Here is an 18,028-nt window from a genome sequence, read left to right on the forward strand (position 1 = left end):
TCTAGTCTTCCGCCTCCAAGCGCTCGGCGCGCTCTTGAGCCTGCAAAGCGGTGATCAGATCCTGCATATCGCCGTTGAGAACGGAATCCAGGTTATTCGCCTTGTAGCCGATGCGGTGATCAGTGATGCGGTTTTCCGGCCAATTATAGGTGCGAATACGCTCGGAGCGGTCCAAGGTGCGCACCTGGGATGCACGTTGCTCCCCTGCCTCAGCCTCACGGGCTTCGCGCTCGATCTGATCCAGGCGTGCCTGCAGCACCTGCAATGCGCGGGCCTTGTTCTGAATCTGGGAACGTTCCTTCTGGCAGGTGACCACCAGGCCAGTCGGCAGGTGGGTAATGCGGACTGCGGAGTCAGTGGTGTTAACGCCCTGGCCGCCCTTACCGGACGAGCGGTAGACGTCGATGCGCAGATCCTTTTCGTCGATGTTGACGGATTCGACCTCATCCGGCTCCGGGTAAACCAGCACGCCGGCTGCTGAGGTCTGGATGCGGCCCTGAGACTCGGTCACCGGGACGCGTTGGACGCGGTGGACGCCGCCCTCGAACTTGAATACGGACCAAGCGCCGTCGCGAGACGGGGTCTTGGACTTAAACGAGATGGACATGTCCTTCACGCCACCCAAGTCGGACTCGTTGAGGCCCAAGACCTCCCACTGGAAACCAGCTTTGTCAGCATAACGCTCGTACATTCGCGCGAGATCGCCGGCGAACAATGCGGCCTCCTCGCCGCCGGCGCCAGCCTTGATCTCCATAATGATGTCTTCGGAGTCGTGCTCGTCACGCGGAGCGAGTAGGTCAGCGAGCTTTTCCTCCAGTTCAACGACGAGCGGCTCAAGGCGGTCGACTTCGTCCTGGAAGTCATGGTCCTCGTAGGCCATTTCCTTGACATCTTCGAGGTCCTGACGAGCCTGCTCTAGCTCGTTGTTGACCGCGACGATTGGACGCAGCTCGGCATAGCGCTTAGACAGCTTACGGAACATCGTCTGATCGCCAGCGACCTCGGGATCGCCCATCTGCATCTCGATGCCCTGGTACTCGGAGACAATGTCGTCTACGAGGGAAACTTGATTAGCCATTAGATGTAATCCTCAGCTTCCTTGTCAGCGACCATCGGCGCCGAGCTTGCCACCTGCATCAAGAACTCGCCGTTGGAGCGGGTCTTCTTCAGCTGCTTGATGAGCAAGTCGATAGCGGCGAAGGAATCCAAACCAGAAAGGATGCGACGCAGCTTGGTCATGATGCGCGCTTCCTCCGGAACGAGCAGCAGCTCGTCCTTGCGGGTGCCGGATGGGTTAACGTCCACGGCCGGGAAGATGCGACGCTCGGAAATGGCGCGGTCGAGCTTGAGCTCGGCGTTGCCGGTGCCCTTGAACTCCTCGAAGATGACTGTGTCACCGGTGGAGCCGGTCTCCACCATCGCGGTGGCGATGATGGTAAGGGAACCGCCGTTTTCGATATTGCGGGCAGCGCCCAGGAAGCGCTTCGGTGGGTAGAGCGCATTCGAATCCACACCACCGGAGAGGATGCGGCCGGATGCTGGGGAGGAGTTGTTGTAAGCACGGCCCAGGCGGGTAATCGAGTCCAGGAGAACCACGACGTCCTTGCCCTGCTCGACCAAGCGCTTCGCGCGCTCGATGGCCAGCTCGGCAACGGAGGTGTGCTCTGATGGCGGGCGGTCGAAGGTAGAGGCAATGACCTCACCCTTGACGCTGCGCTGCATGTCGGTGACCTCTTCTGGGCGCTCGTCTACCAGGACGACCATGAGGTAGCACTCTGGGTTATTTGCGGAAATCGCGTTGGCGATGTTCTGCAAAATGGTGGTCTTACCGGCCTTTGGCGGCGAAACAATCAGCGCACGCTGGCCCTTGCCGATAGGCATGATGAGGTCGATAACGCGGGTGGTCAGGATCTTCGGATCCGTTTCCAGGCGCAGACGCTGGTTCGGGTACAGCGGGGTCAGCTTGGAGAAGTGAGGACGGTCCTGTGCCGCTGCTGGCTCCATGCCGTTTACCGTGTCAACCTGCACCAACTGGTTGTACTTGCGGCGATTACGGCCATTGCCGTGGGTATGAGTTGGGCCAGAGACCTTGACCTGGCCGGTCACGGCGTCGCCAGAGCGCAGGCCCAAGCGCCGGACCAAGTTGTTGTTGACAAAGACGTCAGAGCTTGCCGCGCGGTAACCGGTGGTGCGCAGGAAAGCCACGTTGTTGTCGACGACCTCGAGGATGCCGCCTACTGCCTGGACTTCATCGCCCTCGCGGATCTGGAGATCGTTGCCGCCACCGTTGTTGTCATTACCACCGCGGTTGCGGCGGTTGCGACGGTTGCGGCGGTTGCGACGGCCGCCACCGTTGTTGTCATCGTCATCATGGCGGCGGTTGCGGTTGCCGCGGTTGCGCTCGCCGTTATCACGGTTGTCACGGTTATTGTTGTCGCGATTGTCGTTAGAGTTCTCGGAATCCTTGTTCGACTCCCTGTTCGACTCCTTAGCCTCTTCCTTAGCGCCCTCCTGCTTCGCCTCGGCGTTCTCGCGCTCCTGGCGGCGGGCGCGGTTGCGGCGGGCACGGCGAGCCTGGGAGCGCGACTCGTAGCGCTGCTCCTCGTTCTTCTCCCCCTTTTCTTGGGCCTTTTCTTGAGCCTTGTCTTCGCCACTATCCTTGGCGTTATCCTCAGCCTTTGCCGGCTTCTCTTCAGCAGGCTTACGTGTGCGGCGCTGTGGCTTTTCCGCCTTTTCTGCCTTCGCAGGTACCTGGCCAGTGCTCAGGGCGGTGATCAGATCGCCCTTGCGCAGACCCGAGATGCCGCGCAGGCCGCGCTCGGCAGCCAGCTTGCGCAGTTCCGGCAGCTTCATGGATGCGTAATCCTGTGCTGCGGCTTTGTCCGTATTGCTCACGGATATCCTTTCGTCGCTTCACCAGCGTCTAAATGCTTTTCGCCTGCAGTCCGGCTTAAGCGCTGGAAGCCAATCTGTATTTTTATGGTGCATGCCGCCACAAGCGGGAAGCCGCGGGCGGTGAGATATCTAGGCCTCTCCTCTGGGAAAAGGAATGCCACGGAGGAGAATTGATAGAAGGCGACTGCGAGCGAGAAAAAAGAAACGCTCTGCGGCGGTTCTGCAATACTCGGTTACGCGGGAGCTTTCCTAAAATTCGGGCTAGACCGCGTCAGTCACGAGCCACTATACCGTATTAGCATCCCGCGCCGGAAGTGACACCGCTAAAGTAGGACTCATGCTTTCTACCATGCAGGATATCCCCCTGTCCCTGACCCGCATCCTGGAATACGGATCGACGGTGCATGGGCAGACGCAGGTGACCACGTGGCGCAACCATAGCGAGCCGGAAACCACCGACTTCGCCGCCATCGGCGCACGCGCGGCCGCATTCGCGCACGCATTGCATGATGAGTTGGGCATTACTGGGGACCAGCGCGTGGCATCTTTCATGTGGAACTGTGCTGAACACCTAGAGGTCATGTTCGCCACTGCCTGCAAGGGTGCTATTTTCACCCCGCTAAACAAGCAGTTAATGAATGATCAGATTCGCCACATCATTAACCACTCCGAAGCGGAAATTGTAGTTGCCGATCCGCGCTTAAAAGATCAGCTGGCTAAGGTCTTAAACGGCGTAAAAACCGTGCGTGCGGTGGTTCTCATTGGCCTAACCGATCCCGCCGACTACCTGGGCAAGTTTGGCGCTGGCGTCGAGGTCTATTCCTATGAGGCGCTACTCGACGGCCGCCCTACCGAGTACAACTGGCCTGAGCTAGACGAGCGGACGTCGGCCGCCTTGTGCTATTCCACCGGCACCACTGGCGCGCCCAAAGGCGTGGTCTATTCCCACCGCGCGCTCTACCTGGAGAGCATGCAGTTGCGCGCCTCCGATTCGCTGTGTGTTACCCACGGCGAGACCTTCCTGTGCTGCATCCCGATTTATCACGTGCTCAGCTGGGGCGTTCCCTTTGCCGCCTTTATGACGGGCACGCCACTAGTGCTTCCCGACGCCGACGTATCCGCACCGACGCTTGCCAGCATCATTGCTGCCACCTCGCCCCGCGTGGCGCATGGCGTGCCCACCATTTGGATTCAGCTTTTCGCGCACTATCTCAAGAATCCCCCAAGCCGCATGACGCTGACCGAGATCTTCGCCGGCGGCTCTCCCGTCCCGCCGCAGCTGATCAAAATGTGGGAGGAGCGCTACGGCGTCGACGTCGTGCACGTGTGGGGCATGGTGGAAACCACCACGGTGGGCACGGTGGCCCGCCCGCCCCAGGGTGCCGACGGCGATACCCGCTGGGCATACCGCATATCCCAAGGACGCTTCCCGGCCTCCTTGCAATACCGTGTGGTCAATGACGGCGTCGTCGTGCCCAAGTCCGACCGCAATGCCGGCGAGATCCAGGTCCGCGGCAACCTCGTTACCGGCTCCTACTACCACTCGCCCACTTCTGAACCGGGCGGTAGTGCCGACGAGTTCCGCGGCAAGCAAGTCGAGGATGCCGAATCCAAATTCACCGCAGATGGCTGGCTGCGCACTGGCGACGTCGGCTCGGTAACGGAAGACGGCTTCTTGACCGTCGAAGACCGCGCCCGCGACGTCATCCGCTCTGGCGGCGAGTGGATCTATTCGGTCCAGCTCGAAAACCTCATCATGGCTAATCCCGTCGTCGTGGAGGCCGCCGTCATCGGCTATCCAGATAAACAGTGGGTGGAACGCCCTCTGGCGGTAACGGTGTTGGCGCCAGGGTTTTCTCCGACAATCGAAACCGCCGAGCGCATCCGCGAGGGTATGCGCAAGGAGCTGCCTTCGTGGATGCTGCCGGAGTACTGGACCTTCGTAAAGCACATCGACAAAACCTCGGTGGGCAAGTTCGATAAGAAGGACCTGCGTTCGCACTTGGCTGAAGGCGAATACAACATCATTCGGCTGAAAGGCCCTGGCGAGTCGCACCGCCTGGATGACTTGCCACAGCATTTCCCGCCCCGTGATTAGACCCCGGATTAAACGCGAATATTTCCGGGTTAATATGGATAAGACCACTCTCCTTATAGACTAGGACGACAATGACTTATCCGCTTCTAGACAAATACGGCCGCAGGGCCCGCGACCTGCGCGTTTCGCTTACTGATCGCTGCAACCTCCGCTGCACGTATTGCATGCCGGCCGAAGGTCTCGAGTGGTTTCCCACCGCAGAAACCTTGAGCGATGAGGAAACGATCCGCCTCATCCGCATCGGCGTCGAAAAGCTAGGCATCCGCCAGGTACGTTTCACCGGCGGCGAACCGCTCCTGCGCAAGTCTTTGGAGAAGATTGTCGCTGCTACTAAGCAATTGCGCACCGACGAAGGTAAATCACCGTCTACCGCACTGACCACGAACGGCTTGGGCCTCGACCGGCGTATCGATGGATTGGTGGAAGCAGGCCTCGACCGCGTGAACATCTCGCTCGATACCACCGACCGCGAGCTTTATACCCGGCTAACCCGGCGCGACCGCATCCAGGATGTCTTCACAGCCATCGAAGCCGCTACCCGCGCCGGGCTGCACCCGGTCAAGGTCAACGCGGTAGTGATGCCGGGCATTAACGAGGATTCTATTATCCCGCTGGCGGAATACTGCATTGAGGCAGGCGCACAGCTGCGTTTTATCGAGCAGATGCCGCTGGGACCCCGCGATAAGTGGCGGCGCGAGGATATGGTGACCGCGGACGATATCTTGGCCCGCCTCGGCGAGTCCTTCGAGCTCTCCCCCGCTGACGAGCCGCGCGGCTCTGCCCCGGCGTCACTGTGGAATGCCTATCGCGGAGGCCGCGAGATAGGACAAATCGGCGTCATCGCCTCAGTCACTCGCTCCTTCTGCGGTTCCTGCGATCGCACGCGCCTGACAACCGACGGCGCGGTGCGCAATTGCCTATTCGGCAATTCGGAGACCTCTCTTCGCGACCTCATGCGCGCGGGCGCCAGCGATGAAGAGCTCATGGAGGCATGGGCCGCAGAAATGTGGGCGAAGCTGCCCGGCCACGGCGTGAATGACGAGGGTTTCTTGCAGCCGGATCGCTTGATGGCAGCAATCGGTGGCTAAAGGCTAAGGAACTAGTTTGAAAAGCATGCGCACCCCACAAGAACACTTCGAGGCGATAATGTCTCACGCCCGGCCGGTGCCGGTAGAGGTATTTCCGGAAGCCCAGCCGGTCAACGAGAAGCTTCTGGGCCGCGTTATTGCAGAAGACGTTACTGCGCGCCTAGCGGTGCCGCCTTTTAGCAACTCTGCGATGGATGGCTTCGTGGTACACGTAAAGGATCTGGTTGAGCTGCCTGCGCGTTTGCCCGTCGCAGGCGACGTTCCGGCGGGCCAGGCACCCATGGAGGTGCCAGCGGGCAAGGCGGTGCGCATCATGACCGGCGCGCCGGTTCCGGAGGACAACGATGGCCTAGTCGTAGTCCCGGTGGAGTTGACCGATATTCCAGCCGGCCCACACGAGCTGCCGAGTGAGGTCACCATCAACGAGACGCCAAGGCGCACACACATCCGCCCGAAGGCAGAAAACGTTCGGGAGGGCGCGACCATCGCCAAGCCGGGCACCGTGGTCGATGCCAGCCTTATTGCCGCGCTGATTTCGGCTGGCATCACGCATGTTCGCGTCCACCGCCCCGTTCTCGTAGGCGTGGTCTCCTCCGGCGACGAACTGGTCGAGGGCTCGAGCCTCGAGCCGGGCCAGCTACCCGATTCGAATGGGCCGATGATCGAGTCGCTGATTCGCTCCACCATCCCGCATGCGGTGGTAACGCACATGCGCTCTTCCGACTCCCCGGAGCAGCTGCGCGAGACGATTGAGCAGCTGTTTCATTCCCACGAGGTAGTAATCACGACGGGCGGTGTTTCCGCCGGCGCCTTCGACGTCACGCAGACCGCGCTCCAGGCCGCAGAGGACTGTAAGGCTTGGTTCGGCGGGGTCAAGCAAAAGCCGGGCACGCCGCAAGGTTTTTCCCTCTATGGAGGTTTGCCGGTTATCTCCCTGCCGGGCAATCCCGTAGCGGCGTTTGTTTCCTACCACCTTTATGTTTCGCCTTTCCTCGAGGCCTTGAGCGGGCGCCCTGCCCGCACGAAGGTCTGCAGCGGGCGCACCATCGTCGCGCGCGCCGGGGAGGCGTTCCCCGTGGCCCACAAGCACGGCACGGCATTTGTGCCCACACGCTTGGAGTTCGGCGAGGCCGTCGTGGCGTACCCCTTTGCCAGCGGGTTGAGCAGCCACTTCGTGGCCTCGCTCCACGGCACGTGCGGCCTGGTTGAGGTGACCTCCGAAATTCAGGCTGGCGATGAAGTCCGCGTGGTTGTCTATTAATTCTCGATTAGGACTTAATTAGACTAGACCCCATGAAATTTACCCATCTCAATTCTTCCGGCTCCGCCTACATGGTGGATGTGACAGAAAAGCAGCCCACCGTCCGCTCCGCTACCGCGCAAGGCGAGGTTGCGTGTTCTCCTGAGGTTCTTTCTGCGCTTCGCGACGGCACGGTTCCCAAGGGCGACGTGCTAGCGGTCGCGCGCATCGCCGGCATCTCGGCGGCCAAGAAGGTCCCGGAACTGCTTCCCCTCGCCCACACCATCGGCGTGCATGGTTGCTCGGTCGATCTGGAAATCCGAGACGACCATGTCTTCATCGAGGCAACGGTGCGAACCGCCGATCGCACCGGTGTGGAGATGGAGGCGCTTACCGCGGTCAACGTTGCGGCGCTGTCCATCATCGATATGGTCAAAGGCGTCGACCGCTCCGCATTTATCCGCCGCTGTGGGATCACCGCAAAGTCCGGTGGCCGTTCCGGCGACTGGAGCCGCGAGCTTCCTAAAACCTAGGCAATGCTGAACTACAAACCGCACGAGCTAGGAGTCATCATCCTGGCAGGCGGCCACGGCACCAGGATGGGCGGGCGCGATAAGGGCTCGGTGCGTGTGCGGGGCGAAAGGCTTGTCGACGTCGTGCGCAGGCAGCTTCCTTATGGCGCGCCGGTCTGCGTGGTTTCCCCGTTTCCGCTGGGCCTGCCGCAGGTATGCGAAAATCCGCTTTTTGGTGGGCCTGCAGCTGGCATCGCGGCAGGCCTGAAGAACCTGGAAGCACGTAGTTTAGCGCCACTTCGCTATATCGCAGTGTTATCTGTGGATGCGCCGGATTCGCCCCAAATGCTGCCAAAGTTGTTGGAAAAACTCGCCGCCTGCGAAGCGCAAAGCTCGATTCCCTCGGTAGCGGCGGCTTTAAGCGGCGATTTTATCCAGCCACTGTGCGCGCTATGGCACTACAACGGCCTGCGCCAAGCGGTAGATTCCTTCGACTGCCTGCACAACAAGTCAGCCCGCAGGCTGTTGCACGCAGTCCCTCGCCTCATCGCGGTGCCGGGTACAGGCGCGGAAGAGGACTACGATACCTTGGCTGAACTCGCCGAATGGGAGCGCCGCCGAGCAATGACTACCGCGAGACCACAATCTTTCCGTGCTGGCCCTTTTCAGCCGAGGTCATGATGTGATTGACAAAGCTATAGGTGCCGGGTTCATTGAAGGTCATCTCCACGAATCCACCCTGCGCGGGTAGGAGATCCACGGCCTGAGAGCCGGCATCATCCAGGTCCTTGATGAGGAAGTCGCCTTCCTTGTAGACGGTGTCGAATTGCTCGCCCACCACGTGGAAAGACAACGGCTGGTCTGGGCCCACGTTGAGCAGCCAGATGCGTACCTTATCGCCCACCTTGGCATGCAGCGGCTCAAGGTCGTACTGATTCGGATAGTAATTAAACGCCATCAGGTCGTACTCGCCGTTTGAGACGCGGTCGGCGTCGGCGCCATTTTCGTCGCCCAGGAAGATTTCGTCCGCAATCATTGCGTACTCCGCATCGGCGTCGCCAAGCTCTGGCGGATCGATGACCACCGCGCCGGCCATGCCGTTGGCAATGTGCAGGCTCATCGGCGCCGTGGAGCAGTGATACATCCAGATGCCGGAGCGGTGCGCGGTGAACTCATAAGTCAGGGACTCGCCCGGCGCGATGGTCTTCATGTTCTCATCCGGGTTGACCTCGCCGGCGTGGAAGTCCACGGAGTGGCCCATGGTTCCCTCGTTCTTGATGGTGATCTTGAACTTATCGCCCACCTTGCCGCGCAAGGTTGGCCCTGGGGCTTGGCCGTTGAATAGCCACCGCGTTTGTTTTACACCTGGCGCTACCTCGACCTCGTCCTCGGTCATGGTCCAGGTTTCCTCGTGCGTGGTTGCCTTTGCAGCCGGCAGCGCAGCATCGAAGGCCTTAAATCCCTCCCGTTCCTGGGTGCGCTCGGCAGCGCTGGGCACGTCTGGGTGGCTAGCTGAGTGATGGTGCATGCCAGCCATGGCGTCGCCTTCTGCAGGCGCGTCGGTGACGTTGACGTCAAAGACCATGCCCTGCGCCTTATGCCCCGCGATGGTGCAGTAGCCCTGGGTGGTCTCCTCGATGAGGCCGGCGTCTAGCTCGACGGTCTTGCCGGGTTCGACGCGGCCGGTTTCGTTGTCGCCGATCTTCAGGTCATGGACCATATCTCCGGTGTTCGTGAACTTCACCACCAGGTGGGTGCCCTTTGGCACATCGATGGAAGAAGGCACGAAGGACATGCCTTCCACACTAACCTCAACGACGGTGGCATCAACGCCTTCGCTTTCCGACGCCCGTTGTGCCTTGGAGGTGCTATTGAAAACCGCTAGAGCAATCACCGCGGCCAGGGCGATGCCGATGAGAATCCACGATGCCCAGTTGTTCTGAGCCGGTGGCTTTTGAGGTTGATTAGAAGAAACGCTGAGCATTTAGTTCTCCAGTCTTTTCTGTTTGGAAACGGCCACCGCGATGGCCAAGATGTTGGTGATAAGGCCAAGCCCCATCATGATAAGCCCGGCTATATCGGCCCCGAGCAAGCACAACATCGCACCTAGGTTGATAAGCACCAAGCGGGCGTATCCGCCGTAATCAGCGACCTTTCTGCCCAGTGTCACCTTGGCCGGGCCGCCGCCGACGAGGGTGGGCAACAAGTGGTGCAGCACGCCCGTAACCAGTTGCATGAGACCTGCGCCTACGAATGCTGGCATGAGCAGCAACGTCACCACGCGTGGGTAGACCCCTAAAATGGCGCAGACCGCGTCGGCGGCGCAGAGGCTAAGCATCCACAACAGTCCGGCGACGACCGAGACCGTCGCCGTGGTCAGCTGTGGCTTGCCCGCCAGCAGCGTGGCGAGGATGGGCTGGATGATGAGCAATGCCGCTAGCACCACCAGCAGCTGTGTCATACCTGCTGCGCGGCTAAGCCCGAAAGAATTAAGGCCCAACGCGAGCGCCAAGCCAACGCAGTGGACGATGAGCGCCCTAGTGCAGCGCGCCCGCGCGGCGGGGGCAATCTTGGTGCCGCTCAAAGTAGGCAAAAGCGTGACCACGGTTGCCACGATGGTCAGCCAGGCAAAGCCCCAGACCATGCCCCGCGAGTGGGCGGCTACCAGGAGTGAATAGTTGCCCACACCATTGGCTGCTAGCACCACGAGCAACACGGAAACAATCACGAATGCTGCGGCCGCGATGTAGAAAGGCACCGTCACCGCGAATAAACCGGCCAGTGATCCCCGAAGCGCCCGGTAGATATCGAAGCCATGCCAGCAGAAGGTAGCGATGATAAGAAGCGATGCGGCGTCGGAAAGCGGGCCCCAGTCAAACCCGGCGCGGTCAACGAGCAGCAGTACCAAGCCAACCTGGACAATCCCCACGCGCCAGGCCACGCCCTTGTACCCGCGGGCCTGCATGCGCGTGAGTGCCTCCGTGAAGTGCGTGGAATAGACGATGATGGCGGTGGTCATCGCACCGATGGTGAAGGGATGGATGAGGTCCCACCACACCACGCTTGCGCCTAGGTGGCTGGCGATGTTGATGACTATCCCAGCTACTACCCAGAAGCCGATGACGCAGGCGGCAATCATGTGCCAGCGCCCGCGTGCGGCCAAAGAAACGTCAGCGATGTGCACGATGTGCCTCCCACATGGTCAAAATAAAACCGCTTAAGACAAAGAGCAAGACTGCTATTACGTTAGTCATGCCGCCCACACGGAAGACAGTTGTTTGCGCGAGTGCGTCCGCGGCGATGCGCAGGACAAGACCGCCGTGCAATAGTGCGACCGGCAGGTAGAGCACGGTGCGATATGGCAGCTTCTTGCGAATGACGGAGGTCAGGATGATGGGCGCGTGTGCGAAAATCATCGACATCACAAACCCCAGGAAGACCGTGTGCACCGAGGCGTCATAGGCAAAGCCCGTTGCTTGGCCGAACGCCAGCCAGATGACTCCGGCGAGCGCCAACCAGAAGTAACCTGCCAGCATGCAGACTGCGGAATAGCGCGGCAGGCCGGTGCCGTGCACCAAATTCTTGGCCACATCCACGCGGACGGTGGTCACCGAAATCGCGAAGAGGAAAAGGCCCATCAAGCGGTAGCCCACCGCGGGGACTAGGACGAAGATGACACCGGCGGCTGCTAGCGCCAGAACGAGCACGGTGATGAGGTTTTCCGCTTTTGTACCGGCCATGGTCACACGGGCAAGCTCCATGCGCTCTCCGATGATGGTGCTCACCACGTACAGCACGCACAGCGGCATGGCCATGGCAAAGGAATCAGCCATGGCCCACAACAGGCTGGCCGCCACGCCGCCGATAACACCCGCCGCCTGCACGAGCACGGCTAGCGTGGGCTGCCGGCGATGAATCTCGAGATAAATTGCACCGAGGATGAGGAAGCTCCACGCAAAGAAGATGGCGGGGACAAACCGGGGTGCGCCCACTAGCAGGCTCACCACCGCCACGACGTGGCAGATGGGCCCTGCCCAGGCCCACGTTTTCTTGACAGCGACTACGCGCTCTAAGCCGATTGCTCCGCCGACGAAGCCAAAGACCATGAGCGGTCCATGCGCACGTGCAGCTGTGGACGTTGGTGCGACGCCCAGCAGTGCCGCGCCCGCATAAAGACCAACGAGCAACGCCGCTCCGGCAAAGGCCAGAAACACGAAACGATGCGCAATATTTTTCACGAGTTTTATCGTACTAATATTGGCGCTAAGGTGAAAACCAAAGCCTTCAAACCAAATGAAAGGACCATCATGCAACTGCCAATTACTGATGCCCACAAAGCAAGCGAAGTGCCAACCCTAAACGCCTCCGAAATCCCACACGCCGTGCGCCACGGCGCTATCCACGGCGCGCTGGGCACCCTCAACGTCGGCGAAGCAATGATCCTTATCGCACCGCACAACCCAGTGCCACTGCTCAAAGAAATCGAAGCCCGCGAAGAGTCCTTTGAGCTGGAATACCTGAAGGAACAACCACAGGACTTCCACATCAAGTTCACCCGCGTGGCGTAGCAGTTTTCTGCGACTTCCCCTCCCCATCTCTCACTCGAAATCGTGCAGGTGCGTAAATTTGGTGATTATGAAAAAATCTGCTGCTATTTGCCTTGCTGCCCTAGCCGCCTGCGCGCTTACCGGTTGCGCAGGCGGCGGGGATAAGCTCAACGTCTTCGCCGCCTCTTCAACGCGCGTGCTCAACCATGAGCTTGAGGCCGTCACGCCCATGCTGATTAACAATGGCGGTTCTGCTTCCCTGGTAGAACAAATCCATCAAGGCGCGCCTGCCGACGTGCTGCTTACCGCGTCCCAGGAGACCATGGACAAGGCGGTGGCCGCAGGCGATGTCGAGCAGCCTCGCGTACTGGCCACCAACTCCATGGTGATGGTGGTACCGCCGGGCAATCCTGGGCATATCCACTCCGTCCACGACTTGGATGAGACCGACTACTTCGTGCGCTGCGACCCTTCGGTCCCCTGCGGGGCGATCGCCGATACAATCATGGCAGATCAGCACCTGCACGTGAGCGCCGATTCCAAAGAGGGCCAGGTCGCCGACGTAGTAGGCAAAGTGGCCAGCGGCGAGGCGGATGCTGGATGGGTATACTCCACCGATGCAGCAGCCAATCCTGACCTGGAGGTAATCCCCATCGAGGGCGCGGAGAAATTCCGCAACCAAATCTTGGGTGCCGTAGTCAAAAACAGCCCGCACCAGGATGCCGCCTCTTCGTTGCTGGACATGCTCGCTAACGACTTCGACGAGACCTGGTCGCGCTATGGCTTCGTGCCCGCCGACTAAACTGCTTTCCATGCATGTGCGCACCACCCCACCTCGCGCCCCCTGGCCTTTCGCCGTGGCGGGCGCCTTGGCGGTTTTATACGTCGCGGTACCAGTACTTGCTTTGGCCACCCGCGTTCCGTGGACGGGCCTTGGCACGGTGCTTTCTCAAGAAACTACCCACGACCTGTTACGCATCACGCTAACCTCGGCTGCTATTTCTGCACTGCTTGCCACCTTCTTCGGCACCGGCCTAGCCATCTGGTTGCACGGGCAAAACCGCATTGGCCAGGCGGTGCGCCTGCTGGTGTACTTGCCACTGGCGATGCCGCCGGTGGTCGGAGGGTTGGCGCTCAGCGCGGCGTTGGGCCGCCGCGGCCTTTTGGCCCCACTCTTGGATGCCTTGCAGCTAAACTTCGCCTTCGCCTTCGCCGGCGTCGTCGTGGCGCAAACCTTCGTCGCCCTTCCTTTCGTAGTGGTGGCGGTGGACTCCGCGCTGCGCCAGACCGACCATGAAGTGGCCCTGTCCGCGCGCCGGGTTGGCATGACACGCGGGGCCATCTGGCGCAAAGTCATGCTGCCGACCATCGCACCGGCAATCTTCACGGGTGGAGCACTCGCCTTTGCACGCAGCCTCGGCGAGTTTGGCACCACGATTACCTTCGCCGGTTCCATGCCGGGGCTCACCCGCACGATGTCGAGCGGCATCTATCTAGAACGCGAGGTCAGTGCGGACAACGCTTATGCGCTGTCTGCGATTCTCATCGGCCTCGCTGTGGTCTGTCTCGCCTGCGCGGGCATCCCATCGCTGCTACACCGTGAGCCTTCGCCGCAGGCGCATGCGCAGTCTGACATCGACGTCGCCAAGCTGCGCCAACTCAGCCTGCCGCCCGCCGCAGGCCAATTGGCGCCTTTCAAGGAAGCAGCCACCACGGCGGTCGTTGGCATCAACGGTGCCGGCAAGACCACACTGCTGCGTCGCCTCTCTGATGAGTCCCACGCCGTGATGCTGACGCAAAAGCCAGCGCTGCCGCCCCACTCGACGGTCGCGGAGGCTATCACTATGGTCACTCACGATAAGGCCGCTACTGCCGAATTGATTGCTGCGGCGGGCTTAAGCGAGATTGCGGAGATAAAAGCACGCGATCTCTCGGGCGGCCAGGCTGCCCAAGCTGGCCTCGTCCGCGCGCTGGCTGCACGCCCTTCCATCTTATTGTTGGATGAACCGCTAGCTGCTGTCGACGCCGCAGCTGCTGCGCAATGGCGCAAGCTGCTAGCTGCGGCGAGCCACGACCGGACCACCGTCATGGTCACCCATAATGTGCTAGACCTTTTGAGCCTGGCCGACGAGGTCGCAGTGGTAGAACGCGGCAAGATTCTCCTCCACGCTCCAACAAACGAGATCGTAGAAAACCCGCCCAATCACTTCGTCGCAAGGCTGCTCGGCAGGGTGGTTATCCAGGGAAGACTCGAACAAGGCGCCGTGATCCCCGATACCACCGGGCCAACTCGCTTTGTGCTAAGTCCGGAGGAGATAACTCTCACTGAGTCGGGCAGGTGGCAGGCGAAAATAAAGGATATTCGTGCCCATTCCTTAGACCGTGTAATCGCCGCGCTAGACCTTAGCGGCCAACACGTCGAGGCGGCGATTGGCATCGATCAAGCCAAAACATTGAGCGTGGGCGAGACGGTTTACTGCGAGATCTGCACTAAATAAATTACCGTCGCGGCACGTAGTGGCACATATCGCACCTCTATCATTGTCTTTTCTACGGGTCAGCGCTGTATCGTCATTATTAACAACCGATTAACCTTATAAATTATTCGAGGAGAAACATGCCCGTCCATGCACCGCGGTCCTCCACAGAACTTTTCCCAGAAGCACTACGCCTGTCACCCAAACAGCGAGAAGTTTTAAACGTTCTGCAGGAATATCCGCAAGGAGCACGCGCGGCGGACATCGCCAAAGACATGGACATGCATGTCAATACCGCGCGCGGCCACCTCGATGAGCTGGTACATGTAGGCGCAGTCCGCGTTATTACCGCACCGGCCAAGGGCCGCGGACGCCCTTCGCTGATTTTCCAGGTGCGCATCCCTGATAACCGCTCAGTGGCAGAAGAATACGTCACCCTCATTAGCGTTTTGGCAGAGATGTTGGCAGATAAGGAAGAGCTCAACGATTACGCCTCCGAACAGGCACGCGCAATTGGCCGCAAGTGGGCTGCCTCAACGCACCAGGACCAGTTTCCCTCCGCCAACGCGCTGACCCCGCTATATCGCAAGATGCGCGATATGGGATTTGACCCCACTGCATCGACTACCGAGCTCGAAGAAAATGGTCAGACCGACATGGAGCTGCATGCCTGCCCATTCGTAGCGGCAGGCATCAAGCCCTCCCCGTTCGTCTGCGCTATCCACGATGGTTTCTTGGAACAAGTCGCAGCTGATTCCGGCGAGCACCTCTCGCTTACGCTGGTTCCGAAGTCAGGCAACGGAACCTGCTGCGTAAACGTCAAGCAGACTGCTTAAGCCCGCGCTGCATGGACCTCGACCGGGCCTGCAACCTCCAGTGGGAGTACTCGCAGGCCCGCTTCGCGCGCATCCTGCAAGATTGATTCCTCAATAGGCTCAGTGTGCAGCACCATCGCGGTAGGGCCCGCACCTGAAAGGTAGGCCGCATAGCCGCGGTTGCGCAGACGGTTGACCCATTCCGCGGTAATAGGCAACACATCAGCACGATAAGGCTGGTGCAGCCTGTCACGGGTGCCTTCCCACAACAGCTCCGGATACTTTTGCAGTGCGACCACCTGCACGGCAGTGCGCGAGACGTTGAAGGAAGCATCGCCGTGCGTCACGTGCGAAGGCAGGACGCGGCGAACGGCTTGGGTGGAGGCATGGAAATCCGGTACCAAGGCTGTGGCCTGGATGGACTCGTGTACATCCACACTGACAGCGCGATATTCTGGCAAAGATCGGCCGTCAACCGGCACTGTGGTCCAGGAGACCACGGCATTGCCTAGCACGGACGCCGCGGCGTTATCGGGGTGCCCTTCAAAAGCAGAAGACAGCTGCACTAGCTGATCGCTGTTTAGCGGTGAGCCTGCCAAGGCATTGCCCGCTGCAACGCCGGCGACGGCAGCGGCGGCCGAAGAACCAAGACCACGCGACTGTGGGATGTTGTTATTGCAGGTAACGCGCAGACCCGGCACCGCAGCATCCGCCGCATTCAGCGCGGAACGGATGGCTTTAACTACCAGATGAGAGTCATCGCGTGGCAAGTCCTCTGCTCCCTCACCGAAGATTTCTACCTCCAGCCCAGCGGGGATGACCTCAACCTCGACGGTGTCATAAAGGCTTAACGCAATGCCGAGGGTGTCATAGCCGGGGCCCAGATTAGCTGAGGAAGCAGGGACTTTTACCGTGGCCTTGACACCTACCTCTACCTCCGTGCTCACAGCTGGCCACCGTCCAAGCGAATAACGGAGTGGACCGCCTTGACATCATCAAGCTGGCCCAGCTCCTCGACGATGCCCTGCATCTCATGCTCCAACGCGGTGTGGGTGACCACGATGAGGCGAGCGATTCCGTCGCCGTCTTCCTGGCGCACAGTGCGCAGGGAGACGTTGTGCTTGGCAAATAGCGCGGAGATCGCAGAGAGCACGCCTGTGCGGTCTACGACTTCCATATCGATGTGATAGCGGGTGTATACCTGACCAAAGTCTGCTATCGGCAGGTTAGCGTAGGTGTTCTCCCCCGGCGCACGGCCGCCGTGAACGATGTTGCGGGAGGCGCCGACGACGTCGCCAAGCACCGCAGACGCCGTCGGGTTACCGCCGGCACCGTTGCCGTAGAACATCAGGGAGCCAGCTGCCTCGGCCTCGACGAAGATAGCGTTATAGGACTTGCTGACGGAGGCCAGCGGGTGCTCCTTAGGGACCAAGGTCGGGTGCACGCGCGCGTTGACGGACTCATTGCCTTCCGCATCACGCAGGCGCTCGCAGATGGCCAGCAGCTTGATGGAATAGCCTGCCTGCTGTGCGGCGGAAATATCCTCAGCAGTGATGTTGGAAATGCCCTCGCAATAAACATCATCGAAGGTAACGCGGGTATGAAAGCCCAAAGACGCGAGGATGGCCGCCTTCGAGGCGGCATCATGACCCTCGACATCGGCAGTTGGATCGGCCTCGGCATAGCCTAGCCGCGTGGCCTCAGCGAGCGCGTCCGCGTAGGAGGCACCCGTGGACTCCATCGCGTCCAAAATAAAGTTGGTGGTGCCGTTGACAATGCCGGAAATGCGTTGAATCTGGTCGCCCGCGAGCGAACGACGAAGCATTCCCACGACCGGGATGGCGGCAGCCACTGCAGCCTCGAAGTAGAGGTCCACGCCAGCGTTATCGGCAGCTTCTGCCAGCTCGTCCGCATGAGCAGCCACCAGCGCCTTGTTCGCGGTAACCACAGACTTACCAGCATTCAGCGCAGCCAGCACGAGCTCGCGGGGGAAATCGATACCGCCGATGACCTCGACAACCAAGTCGATGTCGTCGCGCATGACTAGGGCCTTCGCATCGTCGGTGAGCAGATCCTTCGGCACACCAGGACGCAGCTTATTTTTATTCTGCACGGCGACGCCCCGGATTTCTGCGGGACCGCCAATGCGGTGGGCAAAGGCATCAGCGTTTTCCCCCAGCAGGCGGAAGACCTCGGCACCAACGGTGCCGAAACCAAGCAGCGCGATGCCTACAGCTTCGCCTTCGCCTTTACCAGTGCGGCTCTTGGTCTGTGAAGTCATATCGTCCCTTAATCTTTGGTAGTTAAATTGCTACCCACACTATACGGAACGAGCTGTCTAGTTTTTGCGCTTCCA

The 18,028-nt window shown here is 60.4% G+C and carries 16 protein-coding genes; 9 read left to right on the top strand and 7 right to left on the bottom strand.

The features are described 5' to 3' along the window. Window position 1: 1 nt before the first annotated feature. Together prfA and rho are read right to left on the bottom strand one after the other, a co-directional pair. Window positions 2-1,078: a peptide chain release factor 1 gene (prfA, locus tag HMPREF2692_RS04460; protein ID WP_070518650.1), complete on the bottom strand. Its 1,077-nt coding sequence runs from the start codon at window positions 1,076-1,078 to the stop codon at window positions 2-4. Further along, a complete protein-coding gene (gene rho, locus HMPREF2692_RS04465; RefSeq protein ID WP_070822906.1) occupies window positions 1,078-2,895 on the bottom strand; it encodes a transcription termination factor Rho in 1,818 nt (605 codons plus the stop codon). The genes prfA and rho overlap by 1 nt, the downstream gene beginning before the upstream one ends. Window positions 2,896-3,232: 337 nt before the next feature. Between rho and HMPREF2692_RS04470 the strand changes: the two genes are divergently transcribed. The 5 genes from HMPREF2692_RS04470 to HMPREF2692_RS04490 all read left to right on the top strand — a co-directional run bounded on the left by HMPREF2692_RS04470 (window position 3,233) and on the right by HMPREF2692_RS04490 (window position 8,514). After that, window positions 3,233-4,993 (top strand): long-chain fatty-acid--CoA ligase, encoded by a 1,761-nt coding sequence (locus HMPREF2692_RS04470; protein WP_070456173.1) that lies wholly within the window; start codon window positions 3,233-3,235, stop codon window positions 4,991-4,993. A gap of 71 nt (window positions 4,994-5,064) precedes the next feature. Then, window positions 5,065-6,081: a GTP 3',8-cyclase MoaA gene (gene moaA / locus HMPREF2692_RS04475; protein ID WP_070732892.1), complete on the top strand. Its 1,017-nt coding sequence runs from the start codon at window positions 5,065-5,067 to the stop codon at window positions 6,079-6,081. Window positions 6,082-6,106: 25 nt separating this feature from the next. After that, window positions 6,107-7,342 (top strand): molybdopterin molybdotransferase MoeA, encoded by a 1,236-nt coding sequence (locus HMPREF2692_RS04480; RefSeq protein WP_070822908.1) that lies wholly within the window; start codon window positions 6,107-6,109, stop codon window positions 7,340-7,342. Window positions 7,343-7,374: 32 nt separating this feature from the next. Further along, window positions 7,375-7,854 carry a cyclic pyranopterin monophosphate synthase MoaC gene (moaC, locus tag HMPREF2692_RS04485; RefSeq protein ID WP_061921938.1) on the top strand — a complete coding sequence of 160 codons (480 nt, stop codon included), beginning with the start codon at window positions 7,375-7,377 and terminating at the stop codon, window positions 7,852-7,854. A gap of 3 nt (window positions 7,855-7,857) precedes the next feature. Then, window positions 7,858-8,514, top strand: coding sequence for a molybdenum cofactor guanylyltransferase (locus HMPREF2692_RS04490; protein ID WP_070456178.1), 657 nt, complete (start codon window positions 7,858-7,860; stop codon window positions 8,512-8,514). Here the strand turns inward: HMPREF2692_RS04490 and HMPREF2692_RS04495 are convergent. Genes HMPREF2692_RS04495 through HMPREF2692_RS04505 form a run of 3 tightly spaced genes read right to left on the bottom strand, consistent with a single transcriptional unit; the run spans window position 8,462 to window position 12,071 of the window. Further along, the gene (locus HMPREF2692_RS04495) at window positions 8,462-9,817 is read right to left on the bottom strand and encodes a multicopper oxidase domain-containing protein (protein ID WP_070456180.1); all 1,356 of its coding nucleotides are present in this window, start codon (window positions 9,815-9,817) and stop codon (window positions 8,462-8,464) included. The genes HMPREF2692_RS04490 and HMPREF2692_RS04495 overlap by 53 nt on opposite strands. Next, window positions 9,818-11,017, bottom strand: coding sequence for a beta-carotene 15,15'-monooxygenase (locus tag HMPREF2692_RS04500; protein WP_070456182.1), 1,200 nt, complete (start codon window positions 11,015-11,017; stop codon window positions 9,818-9,820). Then, window positions 11,004-12,071, bottom strand: a complete 1,068-nt coding sequence (locus tag HMPREF2692_RS04505; RefSeq protein WP_235591034.1) for a hypothetical protein — start codon at window positions 12,069-12,071, stop codon at window positions 11,004-11,006. The genes HMPREF2692_RS04500 and HMPREF2692_RS04505 overlap by 14 nt, the downstream gene beginning before the upstream one ends. Window positions 12,072-12,140: 69 nt before the next feature. On the opposite strand from HMPREF2692_RS04505, the gene HMPREF2692_RS04510 reads away from it, so the two are divergent. The 4 genes from HMPREF2692_RS04510 (at window position 12,141) to HMPREF2692_RS04525 (ending at window position 15,693) form a co-directional block, all read left to right on the top strand. Next, entirely contained in the window at window positions 12,141-12,401 is a 261-nt protein-coding gene (locus HMPREF2692_RS04510) for a DUF2249 domain-containing protein (RefSeq protein ID WP_061921912.1), read from the top strand. A 67-nt stretch (window positions 12,402-12,468) separates the two neighbouring features. Continuing rightward, window positions 12,469-13,182, top strand: a complete 714-nt coding sequence (modA, locus tag HMPREF2692_RS04515) for a molybdate ABC transporter substrate-binding protein (RefSeq protein ID WP_070822911.1) — start codon at window positions 12,469-12,471, stop codon at window positions 13,180-13,182. A 10-nt stretch (window positions 13,183-13,192) separates the two neighbouring features. After that, window positions 13,193-14,878: an ATP-binding cassette domain-containing protein gene (locus HMPREF2692_RS04520; RefSeq protein ID WP_070432835.1), complete on the top strand. Its 1,686-nt coding sequence runs from the start codon at window positions 13,193-13,195 to the stop codon at window positions 14,876-14,878. Between the two features lie 119 nt (window positions 14,879-14,997). After that, the gene (locus HMPREF2692_RS04525) at window positions 14,998-15,693 is read left to right on the top strand and encodes a helix-turn-helix transcriptional regulator (RefSeq protein WP_070432834.1); all 696 of its coding nucleotides are present in this window, start codon (window positions 14,998-15,000) and stop codon (window positions 15,691-15,693) included. Here the strand turns inward: HMPREF2692_RS04525 and thrB are convergent. Together thrB and HMPREF2692_RS04535 are read right to left on the bottom strand one after the other, a co-directional pair. After that, on the bottom strand, window positions 15,690-16,619 hold the full coding sequence (gene thrB / locus HMPREF2692_RS04530) for a homoserine kinase (RefSeq protein ID WP_070432833.1): 930 nt from the start codon (window positions 16,617-16,619) through the stop codon (window positions 15,690-15,692). The genes HMPREF2692_RS04525 and thrB overlap by 4 nt on opposite strands. Then, window positions 16,616-17,953: a homoserine dehydrogenase gene (locus HMPREF2692_RS04535; protein ID WP_070456186.1), complete on the bottom strand. Its 1,338-nt coding sequence runs from the start codon at window positions 17,951-17,953 to the stop codon at window positions 16,616-16,618. The genes thrB and HMPREF2692_RS04535 overlap by 4 nt, the downstream gene beginning before the upstream one ends. Window positions 17,954-18,028: the final 75 nt, after the last annotated feature.

This window comes from Corynebacterium sp. HMSC036D03, from assembly GCF_001836185.1.
In the GTDB taxonomy this organism is placed as follows: Bacteria; Actinomycetota; Actinomycetes; order Mycobacteriales; family Mycobacteriaceae; genus Corynebacterium; species Corynebacterium simulans.

Coding starts and splice junctions, on each gene's coding strand:
- prfA (WP_070518650.1), bottom strand. CDS start 1,078: ATGGCTAATCAAGTTTCCCTCGTAGACGACATTGTCTCCGAGTACCAG.
- HMPREF2692_RS04470 (WP_070456173.1), top strand. CDS start 3,233: ATGCTTTCTACCATGCAGGATATCCCCCTGTCCCTGACCCGCATCCTG.
- moaA (WP_070732892.1), top strand. CDS start 5,065: ATGACTTATCCGCTTCTAGACAAATACGGCCGCAGGGCCCGCGACCTG.
- HMPREF2692_RS04480 (WP_070822908.1), top strand. CDS start 6,107: ATGCGCACCCCACAAGAACACTTCGAGGCGATAATGTCTCACGCCCGG.
- moaC (WP_061921938.1), top strand. CDS start 7,375: ATGAAATTTACCCATCTCAATTCTTCCGGCTCCGCCTACATGGTGGAT.
- HMPREF2692_RS04490 (WP_070456178.1), top strand. CDS start 7,858: ATGCTGAACTACAAACCGCACGAGCTAGGAGTCATCATCCTGGCAGGC.
- HMPREF2692_RS04495 (WP_070456180.1), bottom strand. CDS start 9,817: ATGCTCAGCGTTTCTTCTAATCAACCTCAAAAGCCACCGGCTCAGAAC.
- HMPREF2692_RS04510 (WP_061921912.1), top strand. CDS start 12,141: ATGCAACTGCCAATTACTGATGCCCACAAAGCAAGCGAAGTGCCAACC.
- modA (WP_070822911.1), top strand. CDS start 12,469: ATGAAAAAATCTGCTGCTATTTGCCTTGCTGCCCTAGCCGCCTGCGCG.
- HMPREF2692_RS04520 (WP_070432835.1), top strand. CDS start 13,193: ATGCATGTGCGCACCACCCCACCTCGCGCCCCCTGGCCTTTCGCCGTG.
- HMPREF2692_RS04525 (WP_070432834.1), top strand. CDS start 14,998: ATGCCCGTCCATGCACCGCGGTCCTCCACAGAACTTTTCCCAGAAGCA.
- HMPREF2692_RS04535 (WP_070456186.1), bottom strand. CDS start 17,953: ATGACTTCACAGACCAAGAGCCGCACTGGTAAAGGCGAAGGCGAAGCT.